Here is a 13,661-nt window from a genome sequence, read left to right as displayed (position 1 = left end):
GCGGCGTGGCGCCCGCGGATGCCGAGTCCGTCATTAGGCGCAATCTGCAAAAATATTGGAAATTTAGATCTGACATGCATTTATAAGAACTTGGTATGAACCTGACGACGCGGCAGATGCGGGCATTCCGGCAGGTGGCTCGCACCGGCAGCTTCACCCGGGCGGCGGAGCTGACGCACATGACCCAGGCCGGGCTGAGCATCCTCATCCGCGAAGTGGAGCGGCAGCTCGGTGCCCGGCTGTTCGACCGCACGACGCGCGCGGTCCAGCTGACGGCGGCCGGGCGGCGGCTGGCCCCGGTGGTCGAGCGCGTGCTCGCGGAGCTCGACAGCGTGACCCAGGAGATCGGCATCCTGGGCGATGCGGCGCGCCAGAACCTGCGCATTGCCGCCACGCCGCTGGTTTCATCCCAGCTGCTGCCGCAATTGCTGGCGATGTTCAGGCAGGCGCAGCCCCACGTTCAGGTGCACTTGCTCGATGCCGCGCTGGAAGACGTGGAAAGGGCGGTGCTGGCGGACGAGGCGGACCTGGGGCTCGGCTTCTTCTTCAAGGCCGCGCCGGGGCTGGTGCGCACCGAAGTCGCCAGCTTCCAGCTCATGCGGGTGACCGCTGCCGAAGGTACGCGAAGGGCCGTGGGACGGGTGCCGTGGTCGGCCTTGAAGTCAGCGCAGCTGATCGGCTTGCCCGCCGGCAATCCCATCCAGAAGGTCATCGATGCGCAGCTCGGCAAGCTGAACATCGTGAACCCGGAAGGCCAGTCGGTGAGCTTCTTCGGCACCTTGATTTCGATGGTGGAAGCAGGCTTCGGCACGGCCGTGATGCCCACCTTCGCCATGGCCGCATGCAAGCGCCATCAGGTCAACGCAGACCTGCTGAGCTCACCCAAGGTCGAGCTCGCGTTCTACAGCATCACGAAGCGGGGCACGAAGGATTCGGAGGCGATTGGCGCCTTCGTCGAATTGCTCAAGCTTCGGCTGCCTTTCATGTCGCGATGAGACTTGGGCGGGTGCCAGCGATGCTGGCATCCGCGAACTCTTCGACAACCATTCGCTCGGCCGCTACCGCTACACGCCATGTAGCGGCTGAATAGTAATGTCCCATTCTGGCTAAGTAGAGATGTCGCAAAGTCTGCGCCCCCGGTCCGGGGTTTGAGGTGCAGACATGGCGAACAACGCGGCCACCATCACGATGAACATGCGCGAGGTCGACCGGATCAGGACGGTGCAAGCCGTCGTCGACCGAATGGCACGTGTGGGTCAGGCCGCGAAGCGGCTGGGCTTGAGCCGCAGACAGATGTCGCGGCTCATCGAGCGCTATGCGGCCGAAGGACCAGCCGGCCTGGTGTCACGCAAGCGCGGACGCCCAAGCAATCATCGGCTGGCGCCAGAGGTGGCCGAACGTGCGACGACATTGATCCGCGAACGCTATGCTGATTTCGGGCCAACACTTGCGTGCGAGAAGCTCCGTGAGTGCCACGGGCTTGCGTTGGCCAAGGAGACCGTCAGGGTGCTGATGATGACGGCCGGCCTGTGGACGCCCCGCAAACAACGCGCGGCCAAGATCCACCAGCCTCGCAATCGCCGGGCATGCGTCGGCGAGTTGATCCAGATCGACGGCAGCGACCACGCCTGGTTCGAGCAGCGTGATGTGCACTGCACGTTGCTGGTTTTCATCGACGACGCCACGAGCCGGCTGATGCAGCTGCACTTCGTGCCGACCGAGTCGGCCTTCGCGTACTTCGAAGCCACGCGGGCCTACCTCGAGCAGCATGGCAAGCCGGTGGCGTTCTACAGCGACAAGGCGAGCATCTTCCGCGCGGTGCGCGATTCGACCGACTTCGGCCGCGGCACGACGCAGTTCGGACGCGTTCTCTTCGAGCTGAACATCGACATCATGTGTGCCAACACGAGCCAGGCCAAGGGCCGTGTAGAGCGTGCCAACCTCACATTGCAGGACCGCCTGGTGAAGGAACTGCGCCTGCGTGGGATCAACACGCGCGAAGCGGCCAATGCGTTCGCACCGCACTTCATTGCCGACTTCAACGCGCGTTTCGCCAAGGCGCCGCTGCGCGAGTTCGATGCCCACCGTCCTGTGCGCGATGATGAAGATCTGGATCTGCTGTTCACCTGGCGGCTGCAGCGCAAGGTGTCGCTGTCGCTCACGCTGCAGCACGACCGGGTGATCTACCTGCTCAAGGACTCGCCCGCCAACCGCAAGCTGATCCATCGCTACATCGATGTCTTCGAGTACCCGGATGGCCGGATTGAGCTGCGAGCCGACGGTGCAAACCTGGTCTACGAGCGCTATGACCGATTGCCACACGTCGACACCGCCGCCATCGTCGAGAACAAGCGCCTGAGCCACGCCCTGCAGGCTGCGCTGGTGATCCAGGCGCAGCGTGACGACAGAAGAAAATCCAGTACGCCCTCGCGCACGAATCAGGGGCAGGCGCCCTACTCCACCAAGGCTTTGCCAGGGACCAAACGGTCCAGGCAGTTCACGTCACAGGACCTCGACGAAGCGGTCAGAGCGGTCTGCCGGGCACCCAGGAAAACAACCGTGTTGGCCTCCGGCTGAAAGACCTGTGCAGGCTCAAAGGCAAGGCAGTCACGGCGTTCGCCGGGCTCCATCCAAAAAGAAGAAATGCGACATTTCTATTTGGCTGGCAGTGCGACATTTGAACTTGGCCTTGACACGCCAAATTTAAGCAATGTATGTTATGTTAAATAAATCGGGCATATACGAGAGTACCTCCCAGACGTTAGCGACGCGCCCGTTGACTTCGAGCCCAGCCCTCACCTTCGCGGACGCATTCGCAGTCAGGCTTGGCCAGCCGCCGGAGCCGGAACACCGGTGAGCGTGTGGGCAACCGGGAGAGTCTTGCCAAGGATGTCAATCATCGCCTGCGCTTCCGCTCGCGAGATTGGCGGGAAAGGCGAACGATACGTGGTGTCGTTGCGCCGGCCATGAGCGACGCTCACCAGCTTAATTTCGTCCGCGTCGAGGTTCAAGTCCGCTGCGGCTCGAAGAATGGCCAGGTTGCGGCCAGATTCCTTGGTTCGGACGCTATAGAACTCGAGCACTGCCTGGACTAGCGAGTAAAAGCCTTCGTAAGCGAGGATGAAGCGCTGTTTCGGCCGCTTCACATCCACGGTCCGAGCCACTTCGAGGCTCTCTGCCGCATCCTTCAGGAAGCCCTCGATGGCTCCAGGAGTCTGTGGGACCTCTTCGAGCGCGCGAGTCCTAATGAGGTTGTCGTATTCAGACGGTCTCATCATTGCGAATCAGCTCCAACTTTGGCCCTTTTGCAATCTGAGCCATGACTTGGTCACTTGAAATCAGTTCTTCCCACTCCTCTGGGTCATACAAGCTCAGATGAATGGGCCTTCCGAGCTCCTGCTCGAGGTCCAGAAGGGCATTGGTCACCTCACGTAAAGCCACACGCCCGATGACGGCCAGGTCGATGTCGCTTCGGCCGTTGTCAGAGCCTTTGGCCACAGAGCCAAAGACGAACGCCTCCCGTATGCTATCGCCAAACGGTTCAAGAGCTCGCATCAGGGGCTCCTTGACCCCGAAGGACTTGCGCGCAATGCTGCTTAGCTCGTCAAACAGGAAGAAGTCCTTGTTAGCTCGGATGCTGCGCTGACGCCCCCGCCGAGGCTCCTCAGTGAGGACTCCAGCTTGCAAAAGCCGCTCAATCTGCTGCTGAGCGCCGCCTCTGCCGCCTGCTGCCAGGTCCAGGAGCTCACTCAGCAGGAATGACCGGTCTGGGTTGGCCAGGGTGGCCGCCAGAACGCGCTGAACTGTCGGAGTGAATAAAAAGTCGGCAGAACTCATACTGATATGTCCCTCATTCAGGGATAAAGTTCCCGCCAAGGCCCTTAAACGAGGAGTGTACTACTGCTTTAAGGGACTTTAATCCCTTTGCGAGGGGCAGTCATCCTTCATTTAGGGACAAGCAGCCCTGAATGAGGGAGTTAACCCGGAAGCCGAGCTGAAACGTCTACGTGGTCCGCCCGAGAAGAGCAACAGGCTTTTTGCACTGCGAGATTCAGGAAGGCGTGCGACCTTCATTCTGGCTGATGTTGCAGTGATCCTGCTGCCCAGATGACCTCGTGACCTCGTGACCTCGTGACCTCGTGACCTCGTGACCTTGTGACCTTGTGACCCAGTTGCCGATTTTTCTACCCCAGCAGGAGGCGCCACACGCTTCCATTGCGACCAGGCTTGGAACGCACTTGACGAAGAATTCGGTGAGTCTCGCGCGTTTGATCTGGCGCCATTGGATCTCGCCCGTATCTGCATCGAAGATGTGCAATTGGAACTCCACGCCTCCTTGGTCTTCCACGGCGCACGGCGATGGATCAACTCGGCCTTGCGGAGGCCGTTGATCGTCTCGGCCAGGGCGCTGTCATAGGGAGTCGCCCTTGCTGCCCACTGACGGCTCTATGCCAGGGACTTATCTCAGCAGTGCCGAGATTTTCTCGCTCGTCCTCGCCTGCTTTGCCAGCGGAAGCCGCCGTACAAAGGGAGCCGCCGACGTCGCGGCACCGCTATGATCATTAAGGGGCAAAGAGCGTGAGTTCAACGTCCGGTCGCCGCCGAGAGCCACCGCTGCAAAGCGGACTCCAAAAAAATGAGGGCGCGATCCCCGCGGACCGCGCCCTTCAAGACTAGCTCTGCAAGAGCGTCGCCATTTCACGAGCGGACGCCACTTCGTAGTGGTCGAACTGCATCGCGTAATGTGCCCGGCCCGACGACAGCGCACGCAGGCTGCCGATGTAGCCAAACATCTCCTTCAGCGGCACATGCGCTTCGACCGCGATCGCGTTGCCGCGCATCGTCTGTCCGCGCACCATGCCGCGCCGGCGGTGCAGGTCACCGATGCAATCGCCGAGGTAGTCGGCCGGCGTGACGACCTCCACGGCCATCACCGGCTCGAGCACCTGCGGCGCAGCCTTGGCCACTGCATCGCGAAACGCCGCGGCTGCGGCCAGTTCGAAGACCATCGGCGACGAATCGCTCTCGTGATAGCTGCCATCCAGCAACGTGGCCACGAAGTCCACACAGGGATAGCCTGCCACCACGCCCGCTTGCGCCGCACGGCGAACGCCGGCTTCGACTGCAGGAATGAACTCCCGCGGAATCGCGCCGCCCACCACCTGGCTTTCGAAGACGATGCCCTCCCCGCGCGCCAGCGGCGCGAGTCGCAGCGTCAGCGCTGCGAACTGACCGGGCCCGCCGGTCTGCTTCTTGTGAACATGGTTCACCCCCACTTCTCTTGAAATCGTCTCTCGGTAGGCGACCTGCGGCCGCCCCACCGAAACTTCGACGCCGTACTTCGCGCGCAACTTCTCGATGGAGACATCGAGCTGCAGCTCGCCCATGCCCGAAAGGATGGTCTGGCCCGACTCGGCATCCTGCCGAAGCTGCAAGCTCGGATCCTCGCGCAACATCGCGTGCAGCGCCTTCGCCAGCGCCTGCTGGTCGTTGCGTGCCTTGGCCTCGATCGCCACGTGAATGACAGGCTCGGGCACGCTGATCTGCTCCAGCTGCACCGGATGCTCACGGTCGCACAGCGTGTGACCGGTCAGCGTGTCCTTCAGCCCGACGATGGCGGCAATGTCGCCCGCCACGAGTTCATCGCGCTCGATGCGATCGTCCGCATGGACTTCGTACAGCCGCGACGCACGCTCCATGCGCCCCGTCGTGGCGTTCAGCACGGCATCGCCGCGTCGCAGCCGACCGCTGTAGACACGCACGAACACCATCGCGCCGTGATCGTCGCTGGCCACCTTGAACGCGAGCGCTGCGAACGGCGCCTGCGCATCGCAGTTCACCGCGTCGCCCGGTTTAGGCAGCCAGTTCACGACGGCATCGAGCAGAGGCTCCACGCCGCGATTCCTGTACGCTGACCCGGCCAGCACAGGCACGAAAGCATTGGCCAGCACGCCCTTGCGGATGCATGCGTGCAGCACGTCGACGCCGATCTCTTCGCCATCCAGATAGGCGTCGGTCGCGGCTTCATCGTGCTCCACCGCCAGCGCCACGAGGCGCGCGCGATGTTGCTGCGCGGCTTCGCGCATGCCAATCGGCACTTCGCACTCACGGTATGGCTCACTCGCATCGTCCTTGTTCCAGACGAGCGCGCGCATGCCGACGAGGTCGACCACGCCGCGGAAACCGCCTTCCGTACCGATGGGCAATTGCACCACCACGGCCTTCACGCCGAGACGCTCTTCCATCATCGCGGCCACGCGCAGGAAGTCGGCGCCCAGCCGATCGAGCTTGTTGACGAAGGCGATGCGCGGCACGCGGTACTTGTCCGCCAGGCGCCAATTGGTTTCCGTCTGCGGTTCCACGCCGGCCACGCCGTCGAACACGACCACGGCACCGTCGAGCACGCGCAAGGAGCGGTTCACTTCGATATTGAAGTCGATGTGGCCGGGCGTGTCGATCAGGTTGATCTGCGTGCCGTTCCAGTGGACCGTGATGGCTGCGCTGCTGATGGTGATGCCGCGTGCGCGTTCCTGCGGATCGAAGTCCATGCGGGTCGTGCCCGCGCTGACGTCGCCCATGCGGTGGCTCTCGCCGGCATAGAACAGGATGCGTTCGGTGGTGGTGGTCTTGCCCGCGTCGACGTGGGCAATGATGCCGATGTTGCGGATGTTCCTGGGGTTCGGGTTCATGACGAATCTTTCTTCTTGAATGCTTGGGGCTGCCGCTGGCCCCAGGCAAAGATCCGCCTGAGGGCTAGCGACGAACGGTGTCGTGCAAAGGGGTGCTGCGGCCGGAGCCCGGGCGCACGGTGTCCACGCTCCGGCGAGCGGGAATCGTGGCGATCAGCTTGTCGTAGGTACGCATGGTGTGAAGAGGGAATGAAACGACGAAAAAACAAAACCCCGGAGGGACGAGCCTGCCGGGGTTCTTGAAACCGGAAGGCGCAACGCCTTCCGAACGCGATCGAGGGCGATGTCAGGTGGCGATGAACGCCTCGATAGCTTGAGTGAATTTCATGGTGGGGCGGATTGTGAGGGAGGGGCGATTTCCGCGCAAGTTGAACGTTGGGCCAATGACACGGGACGCCATGGGTTCACCCGAGCCCTGCTTGCGCGCGGCGGCTGTCGTTGATGTCTGCATCGCGAAAGGCCCTTCGCCCCTCCCCTGTACTCGCGCAGCCGAGCGCCTCAGATTAGGTCGCTCTCGTCGACGACCGCGCCGGAAAAGCCTCCCCGATCTGCCTGGCCCGCTTGACCTCGTCGGTATGGAGATAGACCGAGGTGGTCGCCACGGAGGCATGCCGCAGGTTGTCCCGCACGGTCGTCAGCTCGACGCCGCGCGCGAGCGCATGAGTCGCATGGGTGTGCCGCATCCAGTGCGGCGTGGCACGCTGGAGCTTATCCGCCGTGGACGGGCTCACACCCTCCAAGGCCTGCGCGGCGTGGAGGAAGAAGCGGCGCATGACCGACCACAGGCGCGACGCGCTGATCCCGGTCCCGTCTTCTGCCAGGCCGGGGATCAATGCGGTCTTCGGGTTCCAGCGCGACCGCGTCACGGGCAGACCCCGTTGTGCCAGATATTGGTCGAGCGCGCCTCGCGCCAGCAGCGGCAAGGCGACTTTGCCGTGTTTGCTGCCTTTGCCGACCACATGCAGCCAATCGTCGCCCTGTGCATCGTGCTCGAGGCTGCCCAGCCGGGCATCGACCATCTCGCTGGGCCGCAGGCCCGTCGCGTACCAGAAATCCAGCACGAAGCGCAGGCGCTGGGCGCCCTCCTCGCTCCATCCGCCGATCCACTCGATGCCGTCGGCAGTGGAGCGAATCAGCGTCCATTCATGCTCCGTGAACACCCGGGATGCATCCAGAGCGCCGCCACGGCTTGTTCCCTTGACCTTCACGCCGGCAAACGGATTGGCCAGCACATAGCGCTGCTCGATCAGCCAGCGATACAGCGCGCCGATCACGGACAGTGCGTACGCCACGGAACGCGGCGCCAGCGGTCCCTGGAAGGGGCGCCATTCCGCGGACGTGCGCGGCCGCGCGAGTCCGACCCAGCGCTCCCGCGGGGATGGCCGGCGCAAAAAGGCTCGGTAGGCCACGGCATCCTCGGTCGTCAGCGACGACAGCGCCTTGCCGCGCTCGAGGATCGCCCACAGCATGAGCCGCTCGGCTTCCTTGCGGTAGGCACGCTGGGTCGCTGCGGCGTCCTGCAGGCTCAGCCAGGCCTGGACGGCCTCGTAGTCATTGCTCGCCGACAGGGTGCAGGTGGCCTGCGGCGCCCGGAAGGTGCCCCGGGAACCGTCGACCTCTTGCGGCACGACCAGGTGCTCCCACGGCGCGGTCTCGGTCCGCGGCATGACCACCAGCGCCCTCGCCCGCTCGGTCAGGGCCGGGTGGGCGGCAAAGAATGCCTCGATCTGACGCGCACTGCGTGCCCCCAGGCCGGGCACGGCGGCCCACCAGCGGCGCCGGCGCGGCACCCGCACCGTCAGATCGGCCAGCGTCCGGATGCCGGCGTTTTGCAGAGCCCGCGCGGAACGTGTCGGCAGCCACCGATCGACGGCATCCGTCACCATCGGCGCAGGCAGGGGCAACTGCCGCAGCTTCTCGATGGCATCCCTGACCGCTCGGGCGCGTTGCTCGCGCTCGGCCGCCGGATGCGCGATCAGCGAGGCCAGGTCGTCTCGGTGCCGCGCCCGTGCGTAGCTTGCCAATTGGCGCCGGATATCGCCCAGCATGGCGCGAGAGGACTGTCCCGTGGCCTTGCTCTCCCCGAGGTACTGCTCGACGGCAGCGCGCGCCGGCAGGCCCGCGTACCAAGCGCGCAGCGCCGCCAGTTGCGAAGCGCTGGGGAAATCGCCATTTCCGGCCTCTGCCCTGCTGGCGGTGCGTACTTTCATGTAGGCCAGTTTAGCCGCATAAACTTGCTATTGTGATAAGAAGAGTTATCTCAATGGAAGATGCGAGGCACCCGAGGCGGTGAGCCGGATGTGCGGCAAGGCGCCAAAGTCTTTCCGACCAAGCTGCACGAAGGCAACGGAGCCATCTTCCAATTGCGTTGCGAGGATGTACTGGTGGTCGCTTACGCCACCGCACCATTCGAATATGGGAACACGCCCTCACGGGCAGGAGATCAACCCACGAGAACCATTGGCACGCAAACACCCCATTACCGCCAGTCGAACCTGCTGCCAGACTCCGCTCACGCGATGCCAGCGTTTAGCAAGGCCACCAAATAGACCGAGAGTGGCCCACAACAAGATGGCGCGGGCCAACAGCTTCGAGCTTCGGTTGCCCTCGAACAGCAGTTCAATCATTTTCCGAATATCGAAGCACGTTTTCGTTATTTAACGGCAGGGACCTCGCTGGCTAGCATTCGACCTCATCCAACCGGTCATAACAGGTCAGCCACATGCAAGTCGCCAGGGCTCTCGAGCCGATAGCCTTTTCTCCCGTCCCGCTCTACACCCAGGTGCGCGAGGTGCTGCGCGAGCGCATCCTCGACGGCACCTATGCCCCGCATGCGCAACTGCCTTCCGAAAGCGAAATGGTTGCGCTGTTCAAGGTCAGTCGCATCACGGTGCGCCAGGCGCTGAGCGACCTGCAGCGCGAGAACCTGATCTTCAAGATCCCAGGCAAGGGCACCTTCGTTGCAAAGCCCAAGGCGTTCCAGCACCTCGGGCAGCTCGAAGGGTTTGCCGAAGCGATGGTGCGCATGGGCTACGAGATCCGCAACCAGGTGACGAGCCACAAGACCGTGCCCGCCTCCCCTCGCGTTGCGCAGCAACTGGGTCTGGCGGAGGGCACGCCGGTGGCGCAGATCAAGCGCGTGCGGCATCTGAACCGCGCGCCGGTGTCCTACGAAGTGACCTACCTGCCCCACGCCATCGGGGAGCGGCTTCGCCAGGCGGACCTGGCCGGGCGCGACATCTTCTTGATCCTGGAAAACGACTACGGCATCGCCCTTGGCCACGCCGATCTGCAGATCGACGCAATGCTCGCGGACGAGGTGCTTTCGCGCGCGCTGAGCGTGCCCGAGGGAACGGCCGTGCTGCGCGTGGAGCGCCTCACCCACACGGCAGACGGCGCGCCCCTGGATTTCGAAGACCTCTATTTCCGCGGCGATGCGTTCCAGCACCGGCTTCGCATCGCACGCGCCAACCCGACGACGAAGGCCCATCCATGAACATCATTACCCGCACCGTCGACGTGCTGGTCATCGGCGGCGGCACGGCCGGACCGATGGCGGCCGTCAAGGCGAAGGAAGCGAATCCGAAGCTCGAAGTCCTGTTGCTGGAGAAGGCCAACGTCAAGCGCAGCGGCGCCATCTCGATGGGGATGGACGGCCTGAACAACGCAGTGGTGCCCGGCTTTGCCACGCCCGAGCAGTATGTGAAGGAGATCACCACCGCCAACGACGGCATCGTCAACCAGAAGACGGTGATGGCCTATGCGCGCAACAGCTATTCGATGATCGAGGAGCTCGACCGGTGGGGTGTCAAGTTCGAGAAGGACGAGACCGGCGAGTACGCGATGCGCAAGGTGCACCACATGGGCACTTACGTGCTGCCGATGCCAGAGGGCCACAACATCAAGAACGTGCTGTACCGGCGCCTGAAGCGCACGCGCGTGGAGATGTCGCAGCGCCTGGTGGTGACGCGCCTTCTCACCGCGGCCGACGGCAGCATCGCGGGCGCCATGGCGTTCGACTGCCGCACGGCCGAGTTCCACGTGATCCGTGCCAAGGCCGTGGTGCTGGCCACCGGCGCGGCCGGGCGCCTGGGCCTACCCTCCTCCGGCTATCTCTTCGGCACCTACGAAAATCCCACCAATGCGGGCGATGGCTACAGCATGGCCTACCACGCGGGCGCGGAGCTCTCAGGCATCGAGTGCTTCCAGATCAACCCACTGATCAAGGATTACAACGGCCCCGCCTGCGCCTACGTGACGGGCCCCTTCGGTGGCCACACCACCAACAACAAGGGCGAGCGCTTCATCGAGTGCGACTACTGGAGCGGCCAGATGATGATGGAGTTCTACAACGAGCTCCAGGGCGGCAACGGCCCCGTCTTCCTCAAGCTCAACCACCTGGCCGAGGAGACCATCGCTACCATCGAGCAGATCCTGCACACCAACGAACGCCCCAGCCGCGGCCGCTTCCACGCCGGGCGCGGCACCGATTACCGCGACCAGATGGTGGAGATGCACATCTCGGAGATCGGCCTTTGCAGCGGCCATTCGGCGTCGGGTGTGTGGGTGGACGAGCACGCGCGCACGACGGTGCCGGGCCTGCATGCCGCAGGCGACCTGGCCTGCGTGCCGCACAACTACATGCTCGGCGCCTTCGTCTATGGCCGGCTCGCGGGCGAAAGCGCGGCGCGGCATTGCGCGGAAGTCGAGCTGCCTGCGCTCGACGAAGAACAGGTGTCGCGCGAGCATGCCCGCGTCAGCGCGCCGCTCTTGCGCACCGGCGGCCTGCCGCCGGCGCAGATCGAATACAAGCTGCGCCGCATGGTCAACGACTACCTGCAGCCGCCCAAGGTCACGCGCAAGATGGAGATCGGCCTTTCGCGCTTCGAGCAGATCCACGAAGACCTCGAACAGCTTGCCGCCCCCGGCCCGCACGAACTCATGCGCGCGATGGAAGTGCACGCCATTCGCGATTGCGCCGAGATGGCCGCACGCGCGTCGCTCTACCGGACCGAAAGCCGCTGGGGCCTGTACCACCACCGTGTGGATTTTCCCGAGCGCAATGACCGCGACTGGTTCTGCCACACACAGCTGCAAAAGCAGGGCGACGCGATGGTGAGCTTCAAGCGCCCGGTGGACCCCTACATCGTGCCGCTCGAAGCCCATGAGATGTCGGCCTACCAGCATCTGCGCGTACCCGCCGAGGCACGCGAGCCGGTCGCGGCGTGACACCCCCAATCCCGACAAGAAGAGAGTCCCACATGCCCCTCGCCTTCAACCCCACCAGCGTGCCCGTGCGCGTGGACGAGGACAAGTGCATTGCCCACAAGGGCTGCACCGTCTGCGTGGACGTCTGCCCTCTCGACGTGCTCGCCATCGACCTCAGCAAGGGCAAGGCCTACATGAAGTTCGACGAATGCTGGTACTGCATGCCTTGCGAGAAAGACTGCCCCACCGGCGCGGTCACCGTCGACATTCCTTATCTGCTGCGCTGAGCCGCAGCCACTGCATTCAAACCGGAGCATCACGATGAAGACCCAGAGAATCCTGAGTCGCACCCTGTCTTTGTGGGGCGCTACCTTCGGCCTGTTGCTGGCATTGCCCGCTGCCCAGGCTGAAACCATTCGCGTCGCCATCGGCACGCAAGACACCACCATCAACTGCGCCACAGGCGGCCTGCTGATCCGCGAGTTGAAGCTGCTTGAAAAATACCTGCCGCGCACCGGCAAGTACAAGGACGCGCAATACCAGATCGAATGGAAGAACTTCACCTCCGGCGCGCCGCTGACGAACGAAATGGTCGCGGGCAAGCTCGACCTCGGCTCGATGGCCGACTTTCCGGGCAGCTTCAACGGCGCGGCCTTTCAGAAGGCGGGACGCAAGAGCATCTTCATCACCGTGCTCTCGGGCAGCACCACCGGCAGCGGCAACGGTATCGTCGTGCCGAAGGATTCGAAGGTGCAGTCGCTCGCCGAACTCAAGGGCAAGACCATCTCGGTGCCCTTCGCGTCCACTTCGCACGGCATGCTGCTGCGCGCCATCCAGGCGCAGGGCTGGGACCCGCTGAAAGACGTGAACATCACCACGCAGGCGCCCGAGGTGGCCGGCCCCGCGCTGCAGGCGGGCAAGGTCGAGGCGCACGCGGACTTCGTGCCCTTTGCCGAACTGTTTCCCTACCGCGGCTTCGCGCGCAAGATCTACGACGGCTCGCAGGCCAACGTCCCCACCTTCCATGGCAGCCTGGTCGACGAAGACTATGCGAAGAAATACCCCGAAGTCGTGGCCGCCTATCTGCGCGCCGCGCTGGAGGCCGACCGCCTGGTGGCTGCGGAGCCTGAAAAGTACAGCGAGCTGATCGCCAAGGTCACCGGCATCGAGGCGGAGGTCAACTACCTGTTCCATGGCCCGCTCGGCCTGCAGACCCGCGACCTGAGCTGGAAGCCCGAGTACCGCCAGGCCGTGAAGACATCGCTCGACACGCTGCGCCTGCTGAAACGCACCGACAACGACATCGATGCCAATGCCTTCGTGCAGGACGGCTTCATTCGCGCCGCCTTCAAGGAGGCCGGCCTGGACTACGACAGGCAGCTGAAAAACTATGCCCGTTCCCCGCTGGTGGCCAAGGACGCCGCCACGGGCAAGCCGATCACCGATGTGAGCCGCGTGGCCCAGGTCTGGGTGGCCGGCGAGCCGCTCGTGCGGCACTACGCCTCGCCCGAGAACGCCTTCGGCGACCTGCAGAAGCTCGAGAAGTCGGGCAAGAAGGCGCGCGTGGTCTATGCGCAGGACCGCGACAGCGGCAACAAGCTGCTGGCGGCCGACGCGTGGTTCGTGCTCGGCGCCAAGGGCGAGGTCGATGCCTTCCTGCTCAAGGACCAGGCCGAAGGCTGGGCCGCAAAGCACGGCGGCAAGGTGGCCGACTTTGCGGGCGTGCGTGCCGCGCTGGCCGGCTAAGGCCGTTCTTGTTCGCGA

Annotated in this window: 11 protein-coding genes and 1 pseudogene; 6 read left to right on the top strand and 6 right to left on the bottom strand. The window is 64.1% G+C overall.

All coding sequences use genetic code 11. The annotated features are described in order from the left end of the window. Positions 1 to 95: 95 nt before the first annotated feature. Both AC1DSC_RS17655 and AC1DSC_RS17650 read left to right on the top strand, forming a co-directional pair. Positions 96 to 995: a LysR family transcriptional regulator gene (locus AC1DSC_RS17655; RefSeq protein ID WP_062364590.1), complete on the top strand. Its 900-nt coding sequence runs from the start codon at positions 96 to 98 to the stop codon at positions 993 to 995. A gap of 193 nt (positions 996 to 1,188) precedes the next feature. Continuing rightward, complete coding sequence (locus tag AC1DSC_RS17650) at positions 1,189 to 2,577, top strand: ISNCY family transposase (RefSeq protein ID WP_478131846.1); 1,389 nt, start codon at positions 1,189 to 1,191, stop codon at positions 2,575 to 2,577. A gap of 242 nt (positions 2,578 to 2,819) precedes the next feature. Here AC1DSC_RS17650 and AC1DSC_RS17645 read toward each other — a convergent pair whose 3' ends face one another. From AC1DSC_RS17645 to AC1DSC_RS17620, 6 genes and pseudogenes are all read right to left on the bottom strand, one after another. Further along, positions 2,820 to 3,278: a hypothetical protein gene (locus AC1DSC_RS17645; RefSeq protein WP_018904222.1), complete on the bottom strand. Its 459-nt coding sequence runs from the start codon at positions 3,276 to 3,278 to the stop codon at positions 2,820 to 2,822. Further along, a complete protein-coding gene (locus tag AC1DSC_RS17640) occupies positions 3,262 to 3,837 on the bottom strand; it encodes a nucleotidyltransferase domain-containing protein (protein WP_015865453.1) in 576 nt (191 codons plus the stop codon). Before AC1DSC_RS17640 ends, AC1DSC_RS17645 begins: the two co-directional genes overlap by 17 nt. 492 nt (positions 3,838 to 4,329) lie before the next feature. Further along, positions 4,330 to 4,453 (bottom strand): annotated as a pseudogene (locus AC1DSC_RS17635) (IS3 family transposase); the annotation flags it as partial. Between the two features lie 220 nt (positions 4,454 to 4,673). Further along, entirely contained in the window at positions 4,674 to 6,689 is a 2,016-nt protein-coding gene (fusA, locus tag AC1DSC_RS17630) for an elongation factor G (protein ID WP_018904224.1), read from the bottom strand. A 503-nt stretch (positions 6,690 to 7,192) separates the two neighbouring features. Next, positions 7,193 to 8,899: a phage integrase family protein gene (locus tag AC1DSC_RS17625; protein WP_436288323.1), complete on the bottom strand. Its 1,707-nt coding sequence runs from the start codon at positions 8,897 to 8,899 to the stop codon at positions 7,193 to 7,195. Between the two features lie 219 nt (positions 8,900 to 9,118). Continuing rightward, a complete protein-coding gene (locus AC1DSC_RS17620; RefSeq protein WP_155247818.1) occupies positions 9,119 to 9,316 on the bottom strand; it encodes a hypothetical protein in 198 nt (65 codons plus the stop codon). Between the two features lie 95 nt (positions 9,317 to 9,411). Here AC1DSC_RS17620 and AC1DSC_RS17615 point away from each other — a divergent pair, with 95 nt between their 5' ends. From AC1DSC_RS17615 to AC1DSC_RS17600, 4 genes are read left to right on the top strand one after another with little or no spacing between them, the layout of a single operon-like run. Continuing rightward, positions 9,412 to 10,185: a GntR family transcriptional regulator gene (locus tag AC1DSC_RS17615; protein WP_062364592.1), complete on the top strand. Its 774-nt coding sequence runs from the start codon at positions 9,412 to 9,414 to the stop codon at positions 10,183 to 10,185. Next, entirely contained in the window at positions 10,182 to 11,918 is a 1,737-nt protein-coding gene (locus AC1DSC_RS17610; RefSeq protein WP_278873988.1) for a fumarate reductase/succinate dehydrogenase flavoprotein subunit, read from the top strand. The genes AC1DSC_RS17615 and AC1DSC_RS17610 overlap by 4 nt, the downstream gene beginning before the upstream one ends. Before the next feature lie 32 nt (positions 11,919 to 11,950). Further along, positions 11,951 to 12,184, top strand: coding sequence for a 4Fe-4S dicluster domain-containing protein (locus tag AC1DSC_RS17605; RefSeq protein ID WP_018904228.1), 234 nt, complete (start codon positions 11,951 to 11,953; stop codon positions 12,182 to 12,184). Positions 12,185 to 12,218: 34 nt separating this feature from the next. Next, the gene (locus tag AC1DSC_RS17600) at positions 12,219 to 13,643 is read left to right on the top strand and encodes an ABC transporter substrate-binding protein (protein WP_412512506.1); all 1,425 of its coding nucleotides are present in this window, start codon (positions 12,219 to 12,221) and stop codon (positions 13,641 to 13,643) included. The last annotated feature ends 18 nt before the right edge of the window (positions 13,644 to 13,661 follow it).

It is taken from the genome of Variovorax sp. 01N425, from assembly GCF_056399465.1.
Note: the sequence above shows the minus strand (reverse complement) of the source record. Positions and strands in the feature narration are given on the sequence as shown.

Coding starts and splice junctions, on each gene's coding strand:
- AC1DSC_RS17655 (WP_062364590.1), top strand. CDS start 96: ATGAACCTGACGACGCGGCAGATGCGGGCATTCCGGCAGGTGGCTCGC.
- AC1DSC_RS17650 (WP_478131846.1), top strand. CDS start 1,189: ATGAACATGCGCGAGGTCGACCGGATCAGGACGGTGCAAGCCGTCGTC.
- AC1DSC_RS17645 (WP_018904222.1), bottom strand. CDS start 3,278: ATGATGAGACCGTCTGAATACGACAACCTCATTAGGACTCGCGCGCTC.
- AC1DSC_RS17640 (WP_015865453.1), bottom strand. CDS start 3,837: ATGAGTTCTGCCGACTTTTTATTCACTCCGACAGTTCAGCGCGTTCTG.
- fusA (WP_018904224.1), bottom strand. CDS start 6,689: ATGAACCCGAACCCCAGGAACATCCGCAACATCGGCATCATTGCCCAC.
- AC1DSC_RS17625 (WP_436288323.1), bottom strand. CDS start 8,899: ATGAAAGTACGCACCGCCAGCAGGGCAGAGGCCGGAAATGGCGATTTC.
- AC1DSC_RS17620 (WP_155247818.1), bottom strand. CDS start 9,316: ATGATTGAACTGCTGTTCGAGGGCAACCGAAGCTCGAAGCTGTTGGCC.
- AC1DSC_RS17615 (WP_062364592.1), top strand. CDS start 9,412: ATGCAAGTCGCCAGGGCTCTCGAGCCGATAGCCTTTTCTCCCGTCCCG.
- AC1DSC_RS17610 (WP_278873988.1), top strand. CDS start 10,182: ATGAACATCATTACCCGCACCGTCGACGTGCTGGTCATCGGCGGCGGC.
- AC1DSC_RS17605 (WP_018904228.1), top strand. CDS start 11,951: ATGCCCCTCGCCTTCAACCCCACCAGCGTGCCCGTGCGCGTGGACGAG.
- AC1DSC_RS17600 (WP_412512506.1), top strand. CDS start 12,219: ATGAAGACCCAGAGAATCCTGAGTCGCACCCTGTCTTTGTGGGGCGCT.